This is a genomic window from Listeria monocytogenes, assembly GCF_013282665.1.
Classification (GTDB): Bacteria; Bacillota; Bacilli; order Lactobacillales; family Listeriaceae; genus Listeria; species Listeria monocytogenes_C.
In genome coordinates, this window is the sequence record NZ_CP054041.1 from 1,120,239 (window position 1) to 1,145,448 (window position 25,210).

General features: G+C 38.5%; 25 protein-coding genes. 2 read left to right on the forward strand and 23 right to left on the reverse strand.

The features are described from left to right. Positions 1-15 precede the first annotated feature (15 nt). The 15 genes from HRK21_RS05705 to mnmE form a co-directional block, all read right to left on the reverse strand. Positions 16-1,422, reverse strand: a complete 1,407-nt coding sequence (locus tag HRK21_RS05705) for a PTS mannitol transporter subunit IIBC (RefSeq protein WP_003739985.1) — start codon at positions 1,420-1,422, stop codon at positions 16-18. Positions 1,423-1,455: 33 nt separating this feature from the next. After that, entirely contained in the window at positions 1,456-2,457 is a 1,002-nt protein-coding gene (locus tag HRK21_RS05710) for a Gfo/Idh/MocA family protein (RefSeq protein WP_003722159.1), read from the reverse strand. 1 nt (position 2,458) lies between these two features. Then, positions 2,459-3,172 carry an N-acetylmannosamine-6-phosphate 2-epimerase gene (locus HRK21_RS05715; RefSeq protein WP_070006477.1) on the reverse strand — a complete coding sequence of 238 codons (714 nt, stop codon included), beginning with the start codon at positions 3,170-3,172 and terminating at the stop codon, positions 2,459-2,461. A 201-nt stretch (positions 3,173-3,373) separates the two neighbouring features. Beyond that, the gene (gene rsmG / locus HRK21_RS05720) at positions 3,374-4,090 is read right to left on the reverse strand and encodes a 16S rRNA (guanine(527)-N(7))-methyltransferase RsmG (RefSeq protein ID WP_070006476.1); all 717 of its coding nucleotides are present in this window, start codon (positions 4,088-4,090) and stop codon (positions 3,374-3,376) included. Positions 4,091-4,241: 151 nt separating this feature from the next. Beyond that, the gene (locus tag HRK21_RS05725; protein ID WP_069887484.1) at positions 4,242-4,508 is read right to left on the reverse strand and encodes a hypothetical protein; all 267 of its coding nucleotides are present in this window, start codon (positions 4,506-4,508) and stop codon (positions 4,242-4,244) included. Positions 4,509-4,512: 4 nt separating this feature from the next. Beyond that, complete coding sequence (locus HRK21_RS05730; protein ID WP_069887485.1) at positions 4,513-4,875, reverse strand: hypothetical protein; 363 nt, start codon at positions 4,873-4,875, stop codon at positions 4,513-4,515. Continuing rightward, positions 4,868-6,151, reverse strand: coding sequence for an Mbeg1-like protein (locus tag HRK21_RS05735; protein WP_070006475.1), 1,284 nt, complete (start codon positions 6,149-6,151; stop codon positions 4,868-4,870). Before HRK21_RS05735 ends, HRK21_RS05730 begins: the two co-directional genes overlap by 8 nt. Beyond that, positions 6,148-6,540 (reverse strand): DUF1310 domain-containing protein, encoded by a 393-nt coding sequence (locus HRK21_RS05740; RefSeq protein ID WP_070006474.1) that lies wholly within the window; start codon positions 6,538-6,540, stop codon positions 6,148-6,150. The genes HRK21_RS05735 and HRK21_RS05740 overlap by 4 nt, the downstream gene beginning before the upstream one ends. A 128-nt stretch (positions 6,541-6,668) precedes the next feature. Beyond that, positions 6,669-7,055 carry a DUF1310 domain-containing protein gene (locus tag HRK21_RS05745; protein WP_069887488.1) on the reverse strand — a complete coding sequence of 129 codons (387 nt, stop codon included), beginning with the start codon at positions 7,053-7,055 and terminating at the stop codon, positions 6,669-6,671. 115 nt (positions 7,056-7,170) lie between these two features. Beyond that, positions 7,171-7,548, reverse strand: a complete 378-nt coding sequence (locus HRK21_RS05750) for a DUF1310 domain-containing protein (RefSeq protein WP_069887490.1) — start codon at positions 7,546-7,548, stop codon at positions 7,171-7,173. Positions 7,549-7,646: 98 nt separating this feature from the next. Beyond that, the gene (locus tag HRK21_RS05755) at positions 7,647-8,030 is read right to left on the reverse strand and encodes a DUF1310 domain-containing protein (RefSeq protein WP_070006473.1); all 384 of its coding nucleotides are present in this window, start codon (positions 8,028-8,030) and stop codon (positions 7,647-7,649) included. Between the two features lie 88 nt (positions 8,031-8,118). After that, on the reverse strand, positions 8,119-8,511 hold the full coding sequence (locus HRK21_RS05760) for a DUF1310 family protein (protein WP_070006472.1): 393 nt from the start codon (positions 8,509-8,511) through the stop codon (positions 8,119-8,121). A 24-nt stretch (positions 8,512-8,535) separates the two neighbouring features. After that, positions 8,536-8,916, reverse strand: a complete 381-nt coding sequence (locus HRK21_RS05765) for a DUF1310 domain-containing protein (RefSeq protein ID WP_070006471.1) — start codon at positions 8,914-8,916, stop codon at positions 8,536-8,538. 158 nt (positions 8,917-9,074) lie between these two features. Continuing rightward, positions 9,075-10,964: a tRNA uridine-5-carboxymethylaminomethyl(34) synthesis enzyme MnmG gene (mnmG, locus tag HRK21_RS05770; RefSeq protein ID WP_003725839.1), complete on the reverse strand. Its 1,890-nt coding sequence runs from the start codon at positions 10,962-10,964 to the stop codon at positions 9,075-9,077. 24 nt (positions 10,965-10,988) lie between these two features. Beyond that, the gene (gene mnmE / locus HRK21_RS05775) at positions 10,989-12,362 is read right to left on the reverse strand and encodes a tRNA uridine-5-carboxymethylaminomethyl(34) synthesis GTPase MnmE (RefSeq protein ID WP_003725840.1); all 1,374 of its coding nucleotides are present in this window, start codon (positions 12,360-12,362) and stop codon (positions 10,989-10,991) included. A 357-nt stretch (positions 12,363-12,719) separates the two neighbouring features. On the opposite strand from mnmE, the gene HRK21_RS05780 reads away from it, so the two are divergent. Further along, positions 12,720-13,538: a D-alanyl-D-alanine carboxypeptidase PBPD2 gene (locus HRK21_RS05780; RefSeq protein ID WP_070006470.1), complete on the forward strand. Its 819-nt coding sequence runs from the start codon at positions 12,720-12,722 to the stop codon at positions 13,536-13,538. 51 nt (positions 13,539-13,589) lie between these two features. Here the strand turns inward: HRK21_RS05780 and HRK21_RS05785 are convergent, their stop codons facing one another. After that, on the reverse strand, positions 13,590-14,297 hold the full coding sequence (locus HRK21_RS05785; RefSeq protein WP_003739997.1) for an SMUG2 DNA glycosylase family protein: 708 nt from the start codon (positions 14,295-14,297) through the stop codon (positions 13,590-13,592). A 23-nt stretch (positions 14,298-14,320) separates the two neighbouring features. Then, positions 14,321-14,848 (reverse strand): TetR/AcrR family transcriptional regulator, encoded by a 528-nt coding sequence (locus HRK21_RS05790; RefSeq protein ID WP_070006469.1) that lies wholly within the window; start codon positions 14,846-14,848, stop codon positions 14,321-14,323. 160 nt (positions 14,849-15,008) lie between these two features. Between HRK21_RS05790 and HRK21_RS05795 the strand changes: the two genes are divergently transcribed. Continuing rightward, the gene (locus HRK21_RS05795) at positions 15,009-15,740 is read left to right on the forward strand and encodes an SDR family oxidoreductase (RefSeq protein ID WP_070006468.1); all 732 of its coding nucleotides are present in this window, start codon (positions 15,009-15,011) and stop codon (positions 15,738-15,740) included. A gap of 46 nt (positions 15,741-15,786) precedes the next feature. Here HRK21_RS05795 and HRK21_RS05800 read toward each other — a convergent pair whose 3' ends face one another. From HRK21_RS05800 to HRK21_RS05825, 6 genes are all read right to left on the reverse strand, one after another. Continuing rightward, entirely contained in the window at positions 15,787-16,980 is a 1,194-nt protein-coding gene (locus tag HRK21_RS05800) for an MFS transporter (RefSeq protein ID WP_070006467.1), read from the reverse strand. A gap of 87 nt (positions 16,981-17,067) precedes the next feature. After that, on the reverse strand, positions 17,068-18,258 hold the full coding sequence (locus HRK21_RS05805) for a M20 family metallopeptidase (RefSeq protein ID WP_070006466.1): 1,191 nt from the start codon (positions 18,256-18,258) through the stop codon (positions 17,068-17,070). 15 nt (positions 18,259-18,273) lie between these two features. Further along, complete coding sequence (locus HRK21_RS05810) at positions 18,274-19,674, reverse strand: MFS transporter (RefSeq protein ID WP_069887501.1); 1,401 nt, start codon at positions 19,672-19,674, stop codon at positions 18,274-18,276. Then, the gene (locus HRK21_RS05815; protein ID WP_077905728.1) at positions 19,674-20,876 is read right to left on the reverse strand and encodes a M20 family metallopeptidase; all 1,203 of its coding nucleotides are present in this window, start codon (positions 20,874-20,876) and stop codon (positions 19,674-19,676) included. Before HRK21_RS05815 ends, HRK21_RS05810 begins: the two co-directional genes overlap by 1 nt. A gap of 194 nt (positions 20,877-21,070) precedes the next feature. Then, on the reverse strand, positions 21,071-23,413 hold the full coding sequence (locus HRK21_RS05820) for a helix-turn-helix domain-containing protein (protein ID WP_070006465.1): 2,343 nt from the start codon (positions 23,411-23,413) through the stop codon (positions 21,071-21,073). Between the two features lie 500 nt (positions 23,414-23,913). Beyond that, positions 23,914-25,155 carry a DUF1015 domain-containing protein gene (locus HRK21_RS05825; protein ID WP_070006464.1) on the reverse strand — a complete coding sequence of 414 codons (1,242 nt, stop codon included), beginning with the start codon at positions 25,153-25,155 and terminating at the stop codon, positions 23,914-23,916. Between the last annotated feature and the right edge of the window lie 55 nt (positions 25,156-25,210).

The following is a 25,210-nucleotide window of genomic DNA, read 5'->3' on the forward strand; positions in this document are numbered from 1 at the left end:
GCGCTTACAAATAAGTTAATTCTTTTGTTCTCGGTCTGCAACTATTTTATCTATCAGTTCTTGATATTCTGGTGCACCGAGGTAATCCGTTATTTCTACATAATATGCATCTGGTTGCTTTTCTTTGGCTCGGTCGATAAGGGATTTATGCGTCACCACCACATCGCATTCGGTTGGCAATTCGTGGATGGCAATGTGGAACACTTTAATGTCGTCTAAGCCAGCATTTTTGATTTTTTTCTGTAGCACAGTCGCTCCCATCGCACTAGATCCAAGTCCCGCATCACAAGCATAAGCGATTCTTTTAACATTTTTAAAATTAAAATCATCTACTGTAGATTCGAAAACGGAGGAAATACTGCTCTTTTTGCCTTTAAGGCTTTCCATTTTCTTCGCTGCGTCTTGTAGTTCAGAATCTTTGTTACCCATGCGTTTAATAAATGGAATCGCGGTAATGAATGTAACAAGTGCCGCACATAGCACCGCAATAAGGATTTTAATGTGATCGCCTGGTGCTGCCATCATCATGATTGTGATAATACTACCAGGAGAAGCTACACCAACAAGACCCGCATTTGTCATTGTTAAAATAAATGTTCCTGTCATACCACCAAGAATTAGCGGTAAAATAAGAATAGGATTCATTAAAACGAATGGGAAGTAAATTTCGTGAATACCACCAAATAGGTGAATAACACTTGCCCCGTAGGAAGATGCTTTGGAGTTTCCTTTGCCAAAGAACATATAGCCAAGTAAAATTCCAAGTCCTGGTCCAGGGTTTGATTCTAGTAAGTAAAGCACTGATTTCCCTGTTTCTGCGAGTTGCAAAGTGGCTAGTGGACTAAGAATACCTTGACCAATCGCATTGTTTAAGAATAAGACCTTGGCCGGCTCAATAATTAAAGCCGTTAGTGGCAATAAATGATTATTAATTAATACATCGACACCACTTGCTAATACTTTTGTTACAGCTTCGACCATTGGAGCAATCGCAACATAAGAAAATAGCGCTAAACCTGCCCCGATAATACCAATCGAAAAGTTATTAACTAATAGTTCAAATCCAGCTGGTATTTTCCCATCAATACGTTCATCAAATTTTTTGAGTATCCAAGCTGCGAGCGGCCCCATTATCATTGCGCCGATAAACATGGTTATATCCGAACTAATAATTGCTCCCATTGTTGCAACAGTACCAATAACTCCGCCTCGGTAACCGTGAACCGCTCGACCTCCAGCAAAAGCAATCAGAAGTGGTAACAAGTAATTTAGCATTGGTGCGATGAACCCTTTTAACATTTCAGAGCCTGTAGCCACCCCAATTGCCGTTAAAATACCCCAAGCCATAAAAGCTCCTAAATTCGGAATGACCATACCACTTAGCTTACTCCCAAACTTTTGTACATGTACCCGAATAGACATATTTCCCCCTCCAATCATATGTGTGGCGCTATTTTATAGTGATACTTCTTTCCCCTCAGCAATCGAACGTTCAATCGCATCTACTACTCGTAAGGAGTCATACGCTTCTTTTGGTGTAATAATTGATTTTGTGTTATTCGCAACGTTATTAATAAATGCCATTACTTCCTCAGCTAAGTCGCCGGAAACTTCGCCATTTGTGTAATACCAGTGTCTTGAATCAGGGTAAGAAACTCCTTTTTCACTAACAAAACGAACACCGTGATCGCATGAGTCTACATACGCTACGCCTTTTGTACCAACTAACTCTAGTTTGTCGTCAATGATGGTTGGCGAGTTTTCTGGCAAGACCCAGCAAGCTTCAAGGCAAGCAATTGCGCCATTTTCGTACGTAACAATGGCATAAATCACATCATTCATGCCGTATTCTTTTAGCAACACACTGCGGCTTTTGGCGATAACTTTGACTGGCTCGCTATCCATGTACCAGTTGATATAGTCGATATCGTGAATCATTACGTGCATACTTAAATCAGAAGCACCTATGTAACGCTTTGGCCCGGTAATTGGGCTGTTACGACGACAATAAAGATGAATAATATCACCCAATTCGCCGTTATCTAGGCGCTGTTTAATCATATTAAAACGAGGATCAAATCTTAGTAAAAAGCCAACTGTAAACACTTTGTCGTAGTCTTTGGTTAGTTCATACATTGCTTTTCCGTCTTCGAGCTCTTTTGCGAGTGGTTTTTCGAGTAAAATATGTTTTTTGTATTTTACGGCTTCTTCCACGCAATCACGGTGCATATTATCAGGTAAAACAATGCTCACAGCTTCAATCTCCGTATTTGCTAGAAGTTCGTGGTAGTCTTTGTATGCTTTGCACTGAAATTTTTCTGCCATTTCGGCACGTCTTTCATCGTTGTACTCACAAATTGCTACTAATTCTACTTGCGGAAGTTTTTGGTAAATTTCTGCATGATACTGCCCCATTTGTCCAACGCCAATTACGCCAACTTTGATTTGCTTTGTCATATCACTTACCTCTTTCTTCTTGAATTTTTTGGATTTCGTTTGTAAAGCGGGTGGTTATTTCCTGTGGCCGAGTTACTGCGCCGCCAACAACAACGGCATAACAACCTAACGTAAGAACTTGTCGTGCTTTACTAGGCGAGTCGATTTTCCCTTCTGCAATCACTGGACGCTTCGTACTTTTCAAAACTTCTTTCAAATGGGAGAAATCGTCGTCGCTGATATTTTTATTCGCTGTTTCCTCAGTGTAGCCGTAAAGTGTTGTGCCAATTAAGTCGAAACCGAGGGAATCAGCGTAATAAACATCTTCAATACTGCCTGTATCTGCCATGAAAAGCGTGTTTGGAAACTCTTTTCGAATGGCGTTTAGTATGTCTTGTAGGTCTTCGTTATGTGGTCTTTTTCTCGTTGTCGCATCCATTGCAACAATTTCTACTCCCGTTTCACATATTTCTCTGACTTCTTTTAAAGTGGGTGTGATAAATACGTCCGAATCCGCATAGTCTTTTTTGTAAATGCCGATAATGGGGACGTCTACCTCACTTTGAATTGCACGAATATCTTTTGCCGTATTTGCTCGAATGCCAACAGCACCACCTTGAACTGCGGCCAGAGCCATTTTTGACATGATAAATGCACTATGAAGTGGTTCGTCTTCTAAAGCTTGGCAGGAAACCACTAACCCGCCTTTGATTTTTTTCATAACAGAATTGCCCACTGATACTCCTCCTCTATACTGTGTTTCAGTGTAAAGTATGCGTTTTCAAACAGACTATATCATAAGAAAATGATTTTATCAATATCGATTAAATGAAAATGATTTTCATATCTAGGTGTGGTTGCTTATGGAAACTAGCTTTAAAAAATGACGTTGCTGTTAAAAATAAAAAGTCCTTTCGCTTGAAAGGACTTTTTTAACTTATTCGATTGGTAATTTGTTGGGTGTTCCTGGTTTGCGCGGATATTTGTTGGGAGTTTCTTTTGTTTTTGTGATAACGTAAATATTGCGCTCGCTTTCTTCTACTGGTAGGGAGAAAGAGAAGTGTTCATCGACTTTTCCGCCAAATAATTTGATGGCTTTTTCGGCTGTTTGCAGCTCTTGTTCGGCTTGGGCTGCTTTCATTACAAGGAACGAACCGCCTTTTTTGACAAGTGGCATGCAAAGCTCGGATAATACGCTCATTCTTGCTACAGCACGTGCGGTTACAAGGTCGTATTTTTCGCGGTGCGCTTTGTTTTGACCAAATGTTTCAGCGCGATCATGATAAAAATGCACATCCGTTAGGCCTAATTTTTCTGCTAGCGCGTCAAGGAAAGTCATGCGTTTTTTTAAAGAATCCACGATGCTCACTTTTAAATGTGGGAAGCAGATTTTGATTGGGAGACTTGGAAAACCAGCGCCAGCCCCGACATCACAAATCGTATCGAACTTAATGAAATCAACATAAAATGCAGCTGATATGGAATCGTAAAAGTGCTTTAAGTACACTTCTTTTTCGTCGGTAATGGCCGTTAAATTCATTTTTTCGTTCCATTCTACTAACATTTCGAAGTAATCATGGAATTGTTTTAGTTGCGTGTCGCTTAATTCTATTCCTTTTTCAGCAAGTGCTGTTTGGAATTGTTCTGGGTTCATGTTTTTTCCTCACTTTATTATCGCGATTTTGCCATGTTTAGGATGTTGGAACGTGTTGGTTTATACTTTTAAACTGGCTTATACCGTATATTTTAGCTCATTATTTTCAAGTATAAGTATTTTCGTCCTTTTTAGCAAGTTCGTATTACGTTTAACAATGATCGAACTTGTTGGCATTCTCTTTAAAACTCACTTTGGCCTTTGTAACCCATTTGCCTTTTGCGGTAGTGGAAAGCCCGTCTATGTAACTTGTACAATTGCTTTTTATATCTTCTATTTTGTCCTGCTTCATCATTTTTAACATTTGCTTGCGGTTTTCTGACGCGGTGTAGGTTTGTCTAGCCACAAACATCCAAATAAGGTTTATTTCTAGGCTTTTTCGTGACTCCAACAAATCCGCTCTTAATTTATCTATCATGGTATCAATCACGTTCCTTTTTCAGCTGATGTAGTTCTTCTTCATAAGCAGTCACTTGCTTCTTATAAAGGGTTTGGTGTTCTTCGGACTCATTTTCTAAATGTGTTACTGTCTTTTTTACCATCCATTCGCCTTCTTCTTGGATAGAACTGATTAAATGGTAGGCTTTTGGTAAATCTTCTGATGCGTCATAATCTCTTTTTTGATAGATATACCTGATTTTTTCAGAAAGATTTTCAAGTTCTTGTTTAAAACGCCATTTTTCTTGGAATGCGTCGTCCATCGCTTCGTCTAATTGTCGTCTTTTTCTATTAAACGCTTCATCCAAATTTTCTAGTTTTAGCAATAGTTGTCTTTGTTTATCCATACATGCTCCCTATTTGTTTGGCTAATTCTTGGTCGGTTTTTAGCTGGCTTTTTATGGCTTCGTTGATTTGTACTAGCAATTTATCATATTCTTGTTCTATTTTGGTTGCTTCGGCTAATGATTTTTCGCAGTCTTGCACTGTGTCTATCACAATTTTTGATTCTGTTACATTGCCAAGTGCGAGCGCGTTTAGGATTTCTGATTCAGATAGCTTGGAACCGATGTCTCTTGCGTCTGAAAGTGTGTCCCGCCACAACTCTTCGGCGTTCTCGATTGCTTTATCAAACATATCTTTTAAGTCTTTTATTTCGCCTTGAATCGTTTGCTTCATTCCTTGTGTAATCGCGAGCCCCTCTGCCGCATCTAAGAATATTTCTTCCGATGAAGATAGGGCGCCACCACTTTTTGAAAAACTGGTTCGCATGATATTGATTGCTGCTAATTGCTGGGCTGTTGCGTATTTGGCTAATCGCAAGCTTCCTTCTTTATTTGTTAGGACATTTCCATCTTCATCGAATTGATAACCACCCCACATATGCTGCTCAACCATACCAGCTTTTTTCGACTCAACCTCTATTAAATGACCAATTGCCGGGTCTCCGATACCATAACCAATTGGCACATAATCCTTCCTATCAACAAAATTAAATAATCTATCTAAAGCGTTTATTGCTTTTACGGTATCTTGTTGTTTTGGCGTTAGATTGGAGTAGATATTCGGACCTTGGTAGAAGAAACCCCCGCTGATGCGTTTGATGTCTTTTTTATCTAAGTCTGCGATAGCGTACTGGGCGTTCATGGAGCCTAGAGAATGACCGTATACGTAGATTTGAGCGTTTGGGTAGAGTTTCATGGTTTGTTTTAAGGTTTCTGCGGAGGTTTTTAGTTGGGGTGTTACTGTGGATCCTCCGCCATTTGTGATTTGGACTGCGGTTGGAATATCATTACTTAACCAGTCCTTCCTCACATCTTTATAATCTGGATGTTTTGGAACATTAAGGTTTCCATTAGCAGGTGCCGTAGAGCCTTTGTAAAGGATTGTTAGTTCTTTTACTTTGTTTCTTTCGCTGATGGAGGCTGTGGGTGGCGTGTATTTGTCTGTGATGATGTAGGATTGTTCCCCGGTTGATTTGTTGTTGATTTTTTGGGATACGATTCCGATGGTTTTAATCCCCCCATTAGTTGCGGGAATATTTACTGCTTCACCCGATTTCATTTTATGATATTCTTTTTCTGCTAACTTAACTCTTTCTTGATCTGTATGAGATTGACTCATTTGTATCCCTCCAAAAGCCCTAATCTTCTTGTAAGCTCTTTAGAAATACTAGCGCCACCGCCTTTTAGACTTCCGTTATGTTTATTCAAAGTGTATGTTAACTTCAAAGCAGGATCCTTGTTAATAACTAATGTAACTATAATTCCGCCCATTGGATTAGACTCTATACTTTCCTCCTCAACTTCATATGACTGAATTATACCTTCTTTTGTGAATGCTTTTGTATCAATAAGTTTTATATCATCATTGAATACTTCTTTTGCTTCATCACTATAAACCACTTTCTTCATTTCTTCGTTTAATTTCTCTTCATCCATATAGAATTTCACCCCTAAACCAAAAATGGTTATTACTGTAATTCCTAGTATTATTATCCATCTCTTTTTCAACTCTCCACCTCAGTATGTATGCTTTTTATTTGTAGGTCTATTTTATCACATGTCAGAAATTTTCACTTTCTTTTTTTTCAGTCTTTTAACGTTTGTTTAATTTCTTAGTTAGTATTGGCTGGACTATCTTAACTCCCCTTAAGTTCCAATTTCTTTGTAAGCTCCTTAGAGATGCTAGCACTCCCACCATCCAATTTGCCATTATATTTTCCCAAAGTATAAGTAATATACCACTCTAAATCCTTATTTATAATTAAAGTAACATTGATTCCTCCCATTGGATTTCTCACTATACTTTCTTTATTAATTTCATATGATTGAATTATACCTTCTTTCGTGAATGCTTTTGCATCCAAGTTTGTCAGCCTCTTTTCGAATACTTCTTTTGCTTCATCACTATAAACTGCATTCATCATTTCTTCGTTTAATTTCTCTTCATCCATATAGAATTTTACCCCTAAACCCAAAATGGTCATCACTGTAATTCCTAGTACTATTACCCATCTCTTTTTCAACGCTCCACCTCTGTTGTAAGACCTTTTCTCTGCAGGTCTATTTTATCATTTGTTAGATTTTTTCAGTCTTTTTTAAAATCAATGATTAGTATTGGCGTAATTCATTAACTCTCTTCTAGTCCATAAGAAGTTTATCAAGATTTCCCGATGTAACTGAAGCTCCACCGCTCAATTCTCCATTAAAATTGTTCATAGTATATTTTATATATAATTCTGGATTTCCGTTTATAATTAAAGTGACATTGATTCCTCCCATTGGATTCTCCTTTATACTTTTCTGATCTATTTCATACGATTGAATTACACCTTTTTCTGTAAAAGCATCTGCATCCGCGGCTTTCAATCTAACTTCAAATACCTTTTTCGCTCCATCACTATAAACCACATTCATCATTTCTTTATTTAATTTCTCTTCATCCATATAGAATTTTACTCCTAAACCAAAAATGGTCATTACTGTAATTCCTAGTACTATTACCCATCTCTTTTTCAACTCTTCACCTCTGTTGTATGACTTCTTATCTATAGGTCAGTTTTATTATATATAAGAATTTTTTGCCTTCTTTTTTCAGTTTTTTTTGCTTATTTATTTTACTTCCAAATACCTAATAGTTTTGCAAGTTTTTCAGAGATACTTGCTCCTCCGCACCTTAGTTGTCCATTAAATTTGTCCATAGTATATTCTATATCCATCTCTGAATCATTATTTATTATTAACTCGACATTGATTCCTCCCATTGGATTTTTCTTTATACTTTTCTTATCTATTTCATACGATTGAATTACACCTTTTTCTGTAAAAACATCTGCATCCGCGGCTTTCAATCTGACTTCAAATACCTTTTTCGCTTCATCACTATAAATCACATTCGTCATTTCTTTATTCATTTTCTCTTCATCCATATAGAATTTTACTCCTAAACCAAAAATAATCATTATTACAATTCCAAATAGTATTATCAATTTCTTTTTCAAATCTTCACCTCTGCTGTAAGCCTTTTTATCTATGGGTTAGTTTTATTATATGTTAGAAATTTTCGTCTTCTTTTTTCAGTCTTTTTGCTTATTTATTTTCTTCCCAACGTCCTAACAGCTTGGAAAGTTTTCCAGCTATACTTGCGCTTCCACACTCTAATTTGCCATTAAATTTATCCAAAGTGTATTTTATATACAATTCTGGATTTTCGTTTATGATTACCGTAACATTAATACCTCCCATAGGATTGTGATTAATGCTTTTTTCATCAATTTCATATGATTGAATTACGCCTTCTTCAGTAAATGCTTTTGTATCTAAATCTTTTAAGTCTGTGTAAAAAGCATTTTTCGCTTCACCACTATAAACTATATTTATCATTTCTTTATTTAATTTCTCTTCATCCATATAAAATTTTATCCCTAGACCAAAAATAATCATTATTGCAATTCCAAATAGTATTATCCATCTCTTTTTCACACATTCACCTCTGTTTTTATTTTCTTAGTTGTCTAATAATTTTTCTAATTTTGCAGAATTTCCGCCACCATCATCAATTAGTTTTTTGTCATCAGCTTTATTCAATGTAAAAAAAACATATAAATCAGAATCTCCATTAACATGCAAAGTAACATTTATTCCTCCCATAGGGTTTTGTTTGATACTTTTCTTATCAATTTCATATGTGTTAATTACACCCTTCCCAGTCAATGCTTTAGCATCCAAATTTTTCAATCCATTTTCAAAAACACTTTTCGCTTCATCACTATAAACAACATTTATCATTTCTTTATTTAATTTCTCTTCATCCATATAAAATTTTACCCCTAAACCAAAAATAATCATTATTGCAATTCCAAATAGTATTATCCATCTCTTTTTCACACATTCACCTCTGCAGTATGTCTTCTTTTATGTAATACCATTCTACCTTAATTAAAAATAAGAAAAAACCACATTATCCAACGGAAACTTTCAACTTAGACGGTAAGTTTGAAGTTTTCGTGAACATGTGGTTTCAGTTATTATAGTAATCCGTGTTCTTATTTACTTATTTTAGCTATTTTTCCTTGCTCAATATAAACTAGCAAAATAGATATATCGGCTGGGTTTACTCCGCTGATACGGCTAGCTTGGGCGATGGAAAGGGGTTCGATTTTCTTTAATTTTTCTAGGGCTTCTGTTGCGAGGCCGCTGATTGCATCATAATCGATGTTTTCTGGGATTTTCTTGTCTTCCATGCGTTTCATTTTTTCTACTTGAAGGTTGGATTTTTGGATATAGCCTTCGTATTTAATTTGAATTTCTACTTGTTCAGCGATTTCGTCGGTTACAAATGTTTCACGTGAAACAATTTGGGCGATCTTGTCGTAAGTTATTTCGGGACGGCGAAGTAAATCTGCTGCTAGAATTCCGTCTTTTAGCTCGCCTGAGCCGATTTCTTTTAGCATTGCTTGGACTTCAGCAGTTGGTTTAATGCGTGTTTTTTGTAGTCTTTCTTTTTCTGCTTCAATGGCACTTTGTTTTGCTAAAAAGCGTTCATAACGTTCGTCGCTAATTAAGCCGATTTCATGACCGATTTCTGTTAAACGTAAATCTGCATTATCATGACGTAATAGTAAACGGTATTCGGCACGAGATGTAAGTAAACGATATGGTTCTTCGGTTCCTTTTGTTACTAAATCGTCAATTAAAACGCCGATATAAGCTTGGTCGCGACCAAGGATAACTGGTTCTTTTTCAAAGACTTTACGAGCAGCATTGATTCCTGCCATTAAGCCTTGGCCGGCTGCTTCTTCATAGCCACTTGTACCATTAATTTGGCCGGCTGTGAAAAGACCTTCGACTAATTTAGTTTCAAGTGATGGCCACAGTTGATCTGGCATTACTGCATCATATTCGATAGCGTAGCCAACACGCATCATTTCTACATTTTCAAGTCCAGGAATAGTTCTTAACATTTCACGTTGCACTTCTTCTGGCAAACTGGTGGAAAGACCTTGGACATATACTTCTTCGGTATTTTTGCCTTCTGGTTCAAGGAAGATTTGGTGTCTTGGTTTGTCGCTGAAACGAACAATTTTATCTTCAATGGATGGGCAATATCTTGCGCCAGTGCCTTTTTTCGTTGCTGTAAACATTGGTGAACGGTGTAAATTCGCTTGGATTATTTCGTGGGTTGTTTCGTTGGTATAAGTTAACCAACAAGGTAGTTGGTCAAGCAACATTTCCACCGTATCAAAGCTAAATGCGCGCGGATGGTCGTCACCCGGTTGTTCTTCTGTTTTTGAGTAGTCAATTGTACTAGATTTTACACGCGGGGGTGTTCCTGTTTTAAAGCGACGTAGTTCAAAACCTAGTTCTTCCAGATGCTCTGAAAGTTTCACAGAAGGTTGTTGGTTGTTTGGACCGCTGGAATAGCGCAGTTCACCGACAATAATTTCACCACGTGAGAAAGTTCCGGTAGTAATAACAACTGTTTTCGCGTAGTAAATTGCGCCACTGTTTGTAATAACGCCTTTACACACGCCATCTTCAATCACTAAACGGTCAACAAGTCCTTGGCGCAAAGTGATATTTTCTTCTTTTTCAATTGTGTGTTTCATTTCGTGTTGGTAATCCCATTTGTCTGCTTGAGCACGTAATGCACGAACAGCCGGGCCTTTACCAGTATTTAGCATCCGCATTTGGATGTACGTTTTATCCGTGTTGCGACCCATTTCGCCACCAAGAGCATCAATTTCACGCACAACCACGCCTTTTGCTGGACCTCCAACAGAAGGATTACATGGCATAAAAGCGACCATATCTAAATTTATCGTTAACATCAGCGTTTTGGCACCCATTCGACCACTGGCAAGGCCTGCTTCTACACCCGCATGGCCTGCACCAACAACGATGACGTCAAAAGTTCCTGCATCATAGGTTTGCATTTTATAAAAACATCTCCTAAAAAATCATTTTCCAAGGCAAAATTGATTGAACAGCTGATCGAGTAATTCATCCTGGACAGAATCACCAGTAATTTCACCTAGTAAATCCCATGCACGAGTCATATCAATCTGGACAATATCCACTGGCATACCGAGTTGAATCCCTGTTGTAACGCCATTTAAAGCTTCAAGTGCTTGGTGAAGGAGCGCAATGTGTCGAACGTTCGATACATAGGTTGCATCACCCGCATCAATGTCACCCGCAAAAAATAGTGTTTTAATCGCTTCTTCTAAAGCCTCTAAACCTTCATCGTTTACTAGAGAAGTGGAAACAATCGGGTTTTCCCCTGCAAGTTCACGCACTCTATCTATATCAAGCTTTGTTTCCAAATCTGTTTTATTTAAAACGACCACATAATTATGACCCGCGGCTGCTTCAAATAACGCTTCATCTTCCACTGTCAGCTCTTCGTTTTGATTTAATACTAGCAGGATAAAATCGGCATCCGCCAAGGCTTTTCTTGAACGTTCTACACCAATTTTTTCCACAATATCTTCTGTCTCACGAATTCCGGCCGTATCGATTAAACGTAGCGGAACACCGCGAACATTGACGTATTCTTCTATAATATCTCGCGTCGTTCCAGCAATATCAGTGACAATCGCTTTTTCTTCTTGAATTAATTGATTAAGCAAGGATGATTTCCCAACATTTGGTCGACCGATAATAGCCGTTGCCAATCCTTCGCGGAGAATTTTCCCTTGGCTTGCTGTTTGTAAAAGTTGCTCGACGGAAGCGCGAACTAGCTCGGTTTTCTCCAGTAGCATTCGCTGGGTCATTTCCTCCACATCATCGTACTCCGGATAGTCGATATTTACTTCGACTTGCGCTAATGCATCCAAAATTTCTTGACGCAAATTGCGGATTAACCGTGAAAGATTGCCGTCCATTTGCCGAATTGCAACGCCCATCGCCCGGTCTGTTTTAGCGCGAATTAAATCCATCACAGCCTCTGCTTGCGATAAATCAATTCTTCCATTTAAAAAGGCGCGCTTTGTGAATTCACCTGGTTCAGCTAGGTTGGCGCCATTTCGAAGTAACAGTTGCAACACGCGGTTCACGGAAACAATTCCGCCGTGCGCGTTGATTTCTACCACATCTTCCCGTGTAAAAGTACGCGGCGCACGCATAACTGTGACCATTACTTCCTCAATCACTTCGCCGTCTTCTTTTATGTGACCGTAGTGAATGGTGTGACTTTCCGCTTCACTTAAGCTATTTTTGGCATAAAAAATACGATCCGCTATCTGAATCGCCTCTGGACCGCTTAATCTAATAATAGCAATGGCCCCTTCTCCCGGCGGTGTTGAGATTGCAGCAATAGTATCAAATTCCATTCTTTACTCATCCTTTCTCATTAGAAGTTCAGCTCAAATAAGCCTTATCCTATTTTGAATAAATTTTGGCACATGATTTTGTGCATTTTCAACAACTTACGCTCCGCTTTGACCAAAGCAATTAAATTGTTAGTATTTTGAAGGTTATCCATAGACTTATTAACATATCCACAGAAAAACCATTAATAAAAATTCATCCCTACTATTTTAACTTATCCACATGTGAATAACAATAGTTTTATCTCTACTAGTTAAGAAAACTTAAATTTTCTCGTTAAAGCTTTAACTTATCCTTCCACTTCCTTGGCTTTAACTCAATTCTTTTTATCTATACTAAAGTTAAAAGGAGGAGAAAAAATGAAAATACATAAACTAACTTGGGTACTATTAATGGGGCTACTACTGCTCTCATCCTGTTCCACGAAGCAACCAAATCTTTACTTGTCAGCAGATGCCGCCGCGGTTTATTCAGTCGAAAATGGCAACCCGTTATATGAACAAAACGCCGATAAAGTAATGCCAATTGCAAGTTTAAGCAAACTAATGACAGCCTTTTTAGTTTTAGAGGCTGTGGATAACAATGAATTAGCATGGGATGAAACACTTGACCTTGTTCGATTGGATGATCCTTCCGCTGTCTCCCTTTACGCGATTACACAAAAAAGAACATGGTCCGTCAGGGATTTATACAGCGCTATGCTCACCATGTCTGCAAATGACGCCGCAGAAACACTAGGGGACCGTTTAGACGGAGCTGATTTTCCAAAAGAAATGAATAGACAGGCTACAAAATTAGGCATGTCGAGTAGCACCAATTTTGTCAGTGCTAGCGGACTGGATGTTGACGGGAAGACGGCTGTTTCTACCACAAAGGATTTATTTTTGCTATCATCTAAATTAATTTCCACTCATCCTGAAGTGTTAGAGACAACTTCCAAACCCACCGTCACCACTGATGAAGGCGCCAAACTCGAATCCACGAACGACTTACTCGGTTCGATTCAAGGATTAGATGGGCTGAAAACTGGATTTACAGATGAAGCAGGCTATTGCTTTATTGGAACAGCTGAACGTGGAGGAAAACGTGTGATTTCGATTGTCCTAGATGCGGGAACTGCGGAAAAACGATTTAAAGATACAGAGAAGCTGATGGAGGTTGGATTTAAAGGAGATTAATGAATGAAAAAGAATCTCTCTTTCGTTGAGGAGTTCTTTTTTAGTTCAGCATCAACTTTTTAAAGCGCAAAGATACTTTTTCATATAAACATCTTTATTTTTAGAATTATATTGCATAATAAAACGTGGATGTTCCAAAGGTATGATTGTACCAAAAAAATGATGCTCATCATTTATTTTCGATAAAAAATGAAAATTCTCGCCACTGCCAATGCAGTAGCAGACTGAAGTATCTATCCCAAAATCTATTTGACGGCGGATGGACTCTAGTATAAATGACTTCAGCGCGGTTTGAAGTTTCTTATTCTCATAATAGTTGCAATTAACTTCATTGCCTTTTGCATTCGTGCGTACAATACCAAGTGGACAGACAAAATTCATGTAAAAGTCAGTATAAAATTGCTCACAACTCCCGTATTCTGTCATAACATCATATAAAAAATCTGAGGAAGACTGGTTTATATAAAATTCATCAATAAAAATACCAGTTTCGTTTTGAAGGTGTTTCGCGTCTTCAAAAGGGACACCTGTCACAGCAGAACCTCTCCGCGCGGGAGAACTTCCAAGTATTATTCGGCGCGGTTTAGTATCATTATAATATTTCTGATAAAATGCCGTTGTTATTTTTTCCACTAGTTCGCTTTGATCTCCAGAATAGGGATTAACTGCGCGGTACCCCTCCGGCAAATCAAACGAACTATTCCTAAGCGCCTCATTAAACTGCAATATTCGTTTAGCAATAGTTGTATTTTCAGTCATGTAAATTAGCCCTCTCTTTATTTTTACTTCACAATCTGCCAAACATCCTCAAATAAATCCGTATACCCTGCTTGCTCCCACCTGCTTGCAAAATAAGGGTTATGAAAATAAGTGAACGCCGTAATAATCGCGTTTCCTTGGTTCGTTCGACCGCTCACTTCCTCGGCTTTTTGTGCTAAATGTGCTACGTGGTTTTTCACTAATTCTTCATTTTGTTCAATATAATCCGTATAAAGTAAAAACATTTTTCGGTCGGTTTTGTATCGTTTTTTCTTAGTATCGGCCAAGAGCCAAAGCCAGTCGTGAAGCGCATCATCCGGTGTTTTCCCTGCGTCCTTTGTCCAATCGAAAATCTCCCGCGAAGTTTCCTCTAACCACCGTAGCGCCAATTTTTGAAATAAATCCTCTTTGTTTCGATAATGCTTATAAAGCGCCGCATGTGTAACGTTCAAATTACCCGCAATATCATACAGCGTCGTTTTTTCCATGCCTTTTTCGTAAATGATTTTCTCTGCCATATTTAAAATAATTTCTTGTGATAGTCTCGCCATTTTAACCCCTCAATTCCACTCATTCTTTGCTTTTTATTATACAGGAAAACAGAAAAGTTACAAATCCTTGACAAAGTAACTAAAAGGAGTATACTTCCAACTATAAAGTTACTAAAATTAAAAAAAGTAACCATTTTGGATTTAAAGGAGCGAATAGATTATGACAAATAAACGTGTTGCATTTATTTTAGGGGGTTCTGGCGGTATTGGTAAGGCCGTCGCCCAAAAATTGGTCGAACAAAATTTTGCGGTTGCAGTTCATTATGCGGGTAATAAGGCTAAAGCCGAGACGCTTGTTGAAAACATTGTGAAGTCTGGTGGAGAAGCGATTAGTGTTGGCGGCGATGTTGCTGATGAGGCGCAGATGATTCATGCATTTGATTTCATTGAAAGCCAGTTTGGCGGAATTGATGTTGTCGTTAACACGGCAGGTATTATGAAATTAAGTCCGATTGCTACTTTGGATATGGATGAGTTTGACCTGATTCAGCGAACCAACGTCCGTGGAACTTTTGTTGTTTCCAAGCAAGCTGCCCTCAGAGTTCGAAATGGCGGTGCGATTATCCATTTTTCCACTTCGGTAACGCGAACAAGTTTTCCGACTTACGGGGCCTATGTTGCTAGTAAGGCCGGGGTTGAGTCGCTCACATTGATTCTGGCACGCGAGCTTCGTGGGAAAGATATAACCGTTAATGCAGTAGCACCCGGCCCGACCGCCACTCCACTATTTTTGACTGGAAAAGATGATAAAACAATCGACAACTTAGCAAAAGCCACACCTTTAGAACGCCTAGGACAACCTGAAGATATCGCAGAAACCGTAGCATTTTTAGCCGGACCTGCACGCTGGGTGAATGGTCAAGTCATTTTCACCAATGGTGGATTAGCTTAATTAAAAAAGGAGGAAAACACAGCTATCTGGTTCTCCTCCTTTTATTTTATTGGTCTTTTTTAATCGCTAAAACAATCAATCCCGATGCTAACAAAGTTAACGCCAAGAACAGAAAAGCCGATTGATAAGAATTAGTCGCATTTACCAAATCCCCTATAATCATCGGCGCGAAAAAGCCACCTAGTACACCGCCCGAGTTAATAGCCGCGTATTTCGTCGCAATACGGCTTTGCTGAAACAACTTGTGCGGCAACCCCATTAGTGTTGTAAAGGCCATGATTAGGAAAATATTACATAAACACAAACAAATAACCGATAGCGCTAATTGTTCAAACAAATACACCCCGTATACCGCAAACGCCCCAAGCACACAAAACGCGAAAATAATAATCGGCTCTTTCCCTTTGAAAAAACGACTGATGAAATAGCCACCGACAACTCCCGCAATTAAAATACAAAGCCCGGCTAAAGAACTAATATAACTCACTTCGCTAATAGAAATCCCTCGAACCTCATTCAAATAAGAAGCAAGCCAACTTGTTAAACCGTAATTCGCTGCATTAATAAAAAGCGCTGATAACAAAAGAATCCACAGCTGTTTGTCTTTTAAAAGTTCTGAGAAAGGTACTTTGATTTTTTCTTTTTGAGCATTTAGATCCATTTTCGGCGCTTTGGGTACGACGATTAAAATCAGCAATCCAATTAAAATCACCGCAATACCAATCCAGTAATATGTATTGCGCCAACCTACTGATAGCAACAGTTGTGCGATTAATAATGGGCCAATAAATGCCGCAAAGCCAGAGGAAGCAAGCATTGCGGACTGAGCAAAACCTCTTTTGTTTAACGGAATATGAAGTGAAATATAATTGCTGACAGACGGAGGATAACCTGCGTGTCCAAGCGCTCCAGATAAGAAACGAATAACAACCAAAAACAGCAAGGAATACCCAAAGCCAAAAATCACAAGAAATAGCCCAACAATAATAATTGATACCGCAAGAACTGGTCGTGCGCCAATTCGATTGTTTAAATACCCCATTGGAATTTGAAAAAGCGTATAACCGAGAAAGAACGCACTTAAAATCAGTCCCTTTTGACTTGGATCAAATCCTAAGTCTTGAGAAACAGTTACAAGTGAAATTCCAATAGTATATTTATCCACGTATACACTGGTGTAGCCTATAAATAGAACAAGTAATACAATTAATGAATGCCTTTCTCCTTTGACCTGATTCATTTGAATTCACTCCACTCTTCTATAGTCCCGCCAATTGCAAAAGAGCATAACCAGATTCTTTTTCTGACTATGCTCTTTTCAAAGCTATTATCCATTCAATTTATAATAACCTAAAACCACGTCCGCAACCGATTTGGCAGCAACTAACAACGCATCTTCATCAATATCAAATTTTGGATGATGATTAAAATAAGCATTTGAAGTGTTTTTCGGTTTCGCACCAATATAGAAAAACACGCCCGGGATTTTTTGTAAATAATAAGCAAAATCCTCTGATCCGGAAAGCATGTCGTATTCAGAAATGCCCGTTAAGTACTCGCCAAGCCCTTTTTGCAAACTTGCAACTACTTGTTCAGTTACTGCTGGATCGTTGTAAAGTGGTGGGTAGTCGTTCGTGTACGTTAGTTCCACCGTTACACCAAACATCGCTTCAATACCAGCAACAATACGGTGAATTTCTGTATCTATTTTATCACGATTTTCGGTATTCATATAACGCACATCGCCTTCTAACTCAACCGCATCCTTAATAACATTAAAACTACCTTTACCGTCAAAAGAGCCAATGGTTATAACGCCAGTATCAAATGGATTCAAGCGACGGCTTACAACAGTTTGAATGGCTGTCACAAAATAAGCACCCGCGACAATCGCATCATTTGCCATATGTGGAGACGAACCATGCCCGCCAACACCTTGAATTTTAAGTTTGAAATAGGTGCGACCAGCCATCGCGTAGCCACTATGATAATAAACTTGTCCGCTTTCACCAAATGGAAATACATGAATACCAAAAATTTGATCTACATCATCTAAAATACCCGACTCAACGACGCTTTTTGCTCCTCCTGGTGGTGTTTCTTCGGCATGCTGATGCACAATTTTTATCGTTCCAGGGATGTTTTCTTTTAGTTGGATTAGACAATCTGCCAAAACAAGTAAATAAGCTGTATGTCCATCATGACCACATGCATGCATTACCCCAGGGTTTTTAGATTTAAATGGTAATTCCGTTTGCTCTTCAATCGGAAGGGCATCAAAATCAGCACGTAACGCAATTGTTTTCCCCGGTTTTCCGCCTTGAATCGTTACAACAACGGCATGGCCATTACCCACTTCAGTTGCCACTTCTACGTCTTTTCCTTTGTAAAAATCTTGGATGAATTTTGCTGTTTCTGTTTCATGAAACGATAATTCAGGGTGTTCGTGTAAATGCCGTCTAATCTGAGTGATTTCATCTTTTCGTTCCTGAAGCATGTTCATTAACTGATTACGCATTGCAAATCCAACCTCCTATTCTTTTGCGGCTTTTAGTTCAAGTGCTTTTTTTGCTGATGGTGTTGTTACAGCGACAGAAATTAGTGAAACAACACAAAAACCAACATTCGTTAAAAGTCCGACCATTGCGGCTAAATCAATATTTCCAGAAAGTGCAATCACCCCATAAATTGTAGCGGAAATCGCCACACCGAATGAGCCACCTAGAGAACTTGCCATTTTGTAAATACCTGAAGCTACTCCAACTTTATCTTCTGGAGCATTAGAGATAGCTGTATCTGTTGAAGGTGTTGCATACATACCAAGTCCGATACCAAATAAAGCAAATCCAACAAACACAAGTACTGTATATAATGTTCCTGGAATAAATGTGAGTGCCATTAAAGCAATACCAACAGCTGTAATACCAGAACCTAAAATCATTGGTTTACGCGCACCAACACGTTGAAGAATTTTCTCACCAATACGAATCATTCCGAGCACACAGACAAGGTAACCGATAGAAAGTAAACCAGATTGGAACGCCGTAAAACCGCGACCAATTTGTACATAAGTATTTGCAACAACCAGTGTTCCAGCAGCTGCATTTAACAAGAAGTTGGAAAGTGTCGCACCAGTATAAGCTTTATTTTTAAATAACGAGAAATCAATAAATCCGTTCGCTTGTCGTAGTTCCACCCGGAAAAATAATCCCGCAGAAATAAGGAAAACAACGAGCATTGTAATAGTAATTGGGCTTGTCCAACCAAATGTTGCACCACGAGTAATAATAAGGTTCAAACAAACCATTGCAATAACAAAAAGAATAAGTCCAAATGTATCAAATTTTGCTTTTGTATTTTGAACGACTTTACTTTCTGGAGTACCTTTAATAAGTAGCATTCCAAGCAGTGCGAATACGATGGAAATAATGAAAATCCAGCGCCAGCCCATATATGTTGCGATAGCGCCACCTGCGAACGAACAAATACCAGATCCGCCCCATGAACCGATTGACCAGTAACTAAGCGCTCTTTGTCTATCAGCTCCCTCAAAATAGGTTTTCATTAATGCAAGGGTTGCGGGCATAATACAAGCAGCAGAAAGCCCTTGAATAATACGGCCGATAATAAGTAACGTCGACCCTTGAGTCACCACAAGTAATAGTGAACCGATGATACTAAGAATGAGTCCGATATAAGTTAATTTCACGCGGCCAAACTTATCAGCCATACCACCCGCTACAACGATAAAAATACCAGAAAATAGCGCGGTTAAACTAATGGCAATACTAAGTAAATCAGAGGAAATTCCAAGGTCAGATTGAACGGCGGGCACGATATTTACCATTGATTGAGCAAAAAGCCAAAACGTGATAACCCCGAAAACAATCCCAACAATAAGTTTATTTGTACCTTTATAAGCTGTTGAAGTCATTAGTTATTCTCTCCTTTTAAGTAATCTACAACACAAGCTCCCATGGCTTTTGATGCAATTAATAATGAATCTTCATTAATATCAAATTTTGGATGATGATGCGGATAAAAATGACCGTCTGCCGGCATTGCTCCCACATAGAAAAAGGAGCTCGGACGTTCTTTTGCATAATAAGCAAAGTCTTCTGAAGGTGGTTGCGGTTCGCAGCGCACAACATCCGTAATTTCTGGGATTTTCGCCCCTTTAATAGATTTAACAACAAAATCAGTCAAAGCTTCGTCATTATTTAAAACAGGATAATCATTTTTGTAATCAAGTTCACAAGTAACGCCAAACATTGCTTCTATACCGCTAACGATACGGGTAATTTCTTTTTGAATAATATTGCGTGCCTCTTCAGACATCGAACGAACATCACCTTCAAGCTCAACCGCATCCTTTATGACATTAAAACTACCTTTCCCGTCAAAAGAACCAATAGTAATCGAGCCAACATCAAATGGATTTAAACGACGACTAATCACCGTTTGAACAGCTACTACAAATTCACTTGCTGCAACAATAGCATCATTCGCTAAATGCGGAGATGAGCCGTGTCCACCTTGACCTTGCACTTTAAGTTTGAAATAAGAGCGACCAGTTTGAATCGCACCTTCTCGGTAGAAAACTTCACCCGTTTTCATCGTAGACATCACGTGAATTCCAAGAACATTATCTACACCATCCAGCGCCCCATCTTGAATCATTTGAATTGCGCCACCAGGAGGAGTTTCTTCTGCATGCTGATGTAAAATAACTATTTTCCCGGTTAATTCTTGTTTCATTTCAATAAGTGTTTCGCCTAGAATAAGCATATAAGCAGTATGACCGTCGTGACCACAAGCATGCATTACACCAGGGTTTTTAGATGCAAAAGCTAGACCTGTTTCTTCCGTTATCGGCAGTGCATCAAAGTCAGCGCGAATTGCAAGCGTCTTGCCCGGCTTGCCTGTATCAATCGTTACTACAACACCATTCCCACCAACGTGCGTCCGCACATCGCAGTCCATTTCTTTATAAAAATCCGCAATATACTTCGCCGTATTTTCCTCTTGAAAAGAAAGTTCAGGGTGTTGATGTAAGTAACGACGAATTTCTATCATTCGATCTCGTTTTTCGTCTAGTTTTTGAAATAACTTCTCTTTCATTGTCCAAACCTCCATTTTTAATACATCTGCTGGCCAGAACATCCGTATTTTTCACTACAATTTAATTATAAAAAAAACCAAGCGAAAAGAAGTTTACTTTTTTGCTTAGTTTTAGCTTAAAATTTTCTTCTTTTGTAAATTACTCAAACCAATGTCAAAAATTCGGTGTTGAAGTCACAAAAAAAGCTCAACTGCTAGAGTTGAACTTTTTAAACCGTACTTCTAAACTCATAAAAATGAATCGCATTAATATCTAAATAAGCGTAAAACGACCAATCTTCCGTAATCGTTTCATCACTCACCGTAAGTGTAGGCTGAGAGACATCTACAATATAGTCCAAAATCTCTTTATCCAGCCCATACTTACTGTTCAGTTGCCAATACTTCGAATAAAGTGCCCCATTATCGCGGTCAAATTGCCATTTACAAACTTGATAATCACCTGCTTGAAGCCCTGTAAGTCTAATATGCACTTCTTTTTGTTCTTCCTTAATGAACCTTTCCTCCACAGAATAGCGCGGATTAATCGTCGCACAGTTCATCAAAATAAGCTGATACCCGTCCGCGTGCTTCGTCATAATATAATCTTCACCTTTCGCAACCACAACACCCTTAAGCCTTCTCAAAAACTTCACTGCATAAAACGCTGGTCGTTTACCGTTGAAAAAGTGGAACATTTCAATTCCGTCAAGACTAATATTTAATTTGCTATCATCTCCTTCGTGAAGTTCCGTATTAATCCAAAAACCTAATGCATCCACTTCTGGCACCAAATCTAGCATCGTTTTCAAAACTAATGCACCTCTGAAAAAAGTCCCGTTTGTGTATCTCGTATTCCCAGATAACGTGTTCCAGTTTACTAACATTAGCGGCTTAGTGATATGATGATGTTTCAAGAAAGCCTTTAATTTAAGCGTTTTTGATAAACAATAATCCTCTGAAATCGAAAACGACTTCATATCCTCTTTCGAAAAATCTACCGCTTCATTTTGATTCGCATTATAGGCGATAAAGTCCATTTTATCCGCTTCTTCTAAAAACCACGTATGTCGTTCAGGTACTGCATTTTTAGACAATGAAAATGGGACAAAATTCCCGACTTGAATAGCTGGAAAACGCAATTTTATAGTGTGATATATTTTCAAATAAAGTTTTTTTAGTTCTTCTTTATCCGCATAGGTATTTTTCGGTTCAAAAAACATAAAATGCCATTTAGAAACAAAATCCCGCCCAAAAACCTGCATACAATGCTTTAAAAAGTGATCCAATCGTTCAAAAACAGCCGCCTCATCGCCTACAATATCTTGATACTCCAAGCGAATAAACAATTGTAAATTTTGCTGTTTTAAAAAAGTGAGCGCTAAATCTGCATTCGCATACGGAGAAGAAGTTGGCACTAATTCGTCCGTTTCCGTCTCAGGTAAGAACGTCGAACCTCTAAACAAATGACGAATACCAATATAATTAATCCCAATCTCATCCCGAGTCGTAACAATCTGCTTTTGCACATTATCTTTAAGCACTTCTTTAAGCTCGCCAATCGTTAAAATATTCATATTCTCACTTAGACAGCGTTCGGTCTTTTCCGTGATATCAATTTTCTTTTTCTCAAATGGCGCTTTATTTAATTCCTTGCCAGGCTCTACATCATGATAAAGCCGTGACAACTTCACTAAAATTTCTGGCGATGGCACAATTTGTTCTATACTAGCACCCAACTCAGATGCTTTATTGTCTATTAACAAATTCGTTTCCGCATGGTACTCGGATCGATACTCACTCGGCGTTAACTCAAAATGAAACTTAAACACCTCTGAAAAATGTTTTTGACTCGAAAAGCCATTTCTCAGCGCAATTTCTGTAATACTTTCTGCCGAATGCACCAAATCTTGAATCGCATGCTTCAATCGAACTTCCGTCAAGTACTGCAAAAAGCCTAACCCCGTCGTCTTTTTAAAATAACGCGATAAATAAGCTTCACTTAAAAACTCTTTTTGTGCAAACTCACGAAGCGACAAAGTTTCATCAAATCGCTCTTCCACTTCCCGAATAATGCGCGCAATCCGTTTATCATTCACTTCTTTTCTAGTAGAAGACGGAATTCCTTTTTTCAAAAAACGCGTAAGCAACAATAAAATTTGAAACAATGCCGATTGCGCTTCTAATTTATTTGCTCGTTTCTTCGTTGCCGAAGCAATCAAAAGCTCACTTACCGATTTTCTTAACGACCCAACTACCCGCTCTCTTCCAGGATCACTTTCCTTTGAGAAAAAATTAAAAGAATGCTGGAAATAATCTTCATAATAATGCGCAAAAAACGTATCTGAAATAGTTAAGTCAATAATTAAATTAGCTTCATTTCCTTCAATCGTATAAAAAGTATTACGATCAAGGACTAAAATATCGCCTTCCTGCAAGTAAAATTTCTGTTCTGAAAACATGATTGTTACTTGCCCAGAAATAGCAAATACCAATTTTGTTCCAAGTGATATTTCCGATACCCGCTGCTTAATATGTTGAATACCAATTGTATAATCTTTCAAATGAGGCACACCATTCACTCCTTTGTTTAACCTAATCGGACACCTTTATATTATCATAGTCATGAAAATTAATCGCTATCAGTTTTGGTTGGGTTTTATAAAACAGATTCTGCTTTTTCTTGTGTTACTGATTATTTACTTCATGAAGCCTTTTCTGAAGTTCTTGCCAATTACCACCAAAAATGCTAAAATTTATTCAAAGGAAAAAACGGTTCGACCGTTTATCACTTATGTACAACATTGTATGTAAGTTGGGTATTCTTCACAAAATAAACTATTTAAGACAAGCTTCCGTTTTCTAGTCTGTCTTAAGTAGTTTATTTTTTCACTCTATAAAAAAGCCGGTCAGGATTAATTTCCCGACCGGCTTTTTGATTTCAATCTTCTTCCACTTGGATAGAAACACCTACATCCAGTAATTCCTCAACCGCTTCAATCACAGAAACTCAAGGTTGATTTCAGACTCATTTTCCGCAGAATAAAAGTAACTAATTTGCTTCATATTAAAATTATTTACTTTCTAAATCATGGACAAACAGCCCACTTAATAATTTTGGTTCAAACCAAGTCGATTTTGGCGGCATGATTTCTGTTGCATCCGCTACACTAAGTAAATCATCCATCGTCGGCGGGTACATCGCAAATGCTACCGAATGACTGCCATTATCCACCAAACGCGCTAACTCGCTCAGTCCACGTATTCCACCGACAAAATCAATGCGGTTATCACGGCGAATATCTTCAATCCCAAAAATTGGCGTTAAAATTTGCGATTGTAATATTGAGACATCCAGCTGACCAATAACATCGTTTGGAATCACTTCGCTTTTCGCCGTAAGTTTGTACCAATTTCCGTCTAAATACATTCCAACTTGTTTTGGCTTCTCTGGTTTAAATGCTTCTTTCCCAACCTTTTCCACGTCAAAGCTAGCCTCTACTTTGCTAAGGAAATCCGCTTCAATTGGCACATTCACAACCCGATTATAATCAAGGATTTCTAGTTGCTCTTCTGGAAAAACAACTGATAAAAAGAAATTAAATTCCGCTTCAGGCCCTGCATCCGGGAATTCCTCGCGCCGTTTCAAACCAACTTTCACCGCAGATTCCGTTCTATGGTGTCCGTCTGCGATATATAGCGCTGGGACTTCCAAGAACGCCGCTGACAGGTCTTCTAAAATATGGGCGTCCGTAATTGCCCAAACCTTATGAGCGACCTCATGGAAGCTCTCAAAGTCGTATTCAGGCTCATTTTCCCTCACCCAGGACTCAACAAGCGTATTAATCGCTTCTTTTCCACGATAAGTCAGGAAAATCGGACTTGTATTCGCATCACAAACATCGACATGGCGAATCCGGTCCAACTCCTTCTCCTCACGAGTCAACTCATGTTTTTTAATCTTCCCATTCGTATAATCATCAATCGAGGTACAAACAACAAGCCCCGTTTGCGGACGACCATCCATCGTCAGTTGATAAATATAAAATGCCGGATTTGCTTCTCTCCCAAGCCAACCATCCAGCTCAAATTGTTCCAAATTATCAGCCGCCTTTTGATATACAGCTGGGTCGTAAGGAGAAATCGCCGGATCCAAATCAATTTCCGCCTTATCAATATGTAAAAAAGAATACTTATTTGCGTCACCAAGTTCGCGCGCCTCATCCGAATTAAGTACATCATATGGCAAAGAAGCTACCTTTTCCGCTAAATTTTTAATCGGACGAATTGCTTTAAATGGACGTATATTTACCATTGTTATCCTCCTTTTTAGTAAAAGAGCATGAACCCGTCTGGCAATAACCATAAAG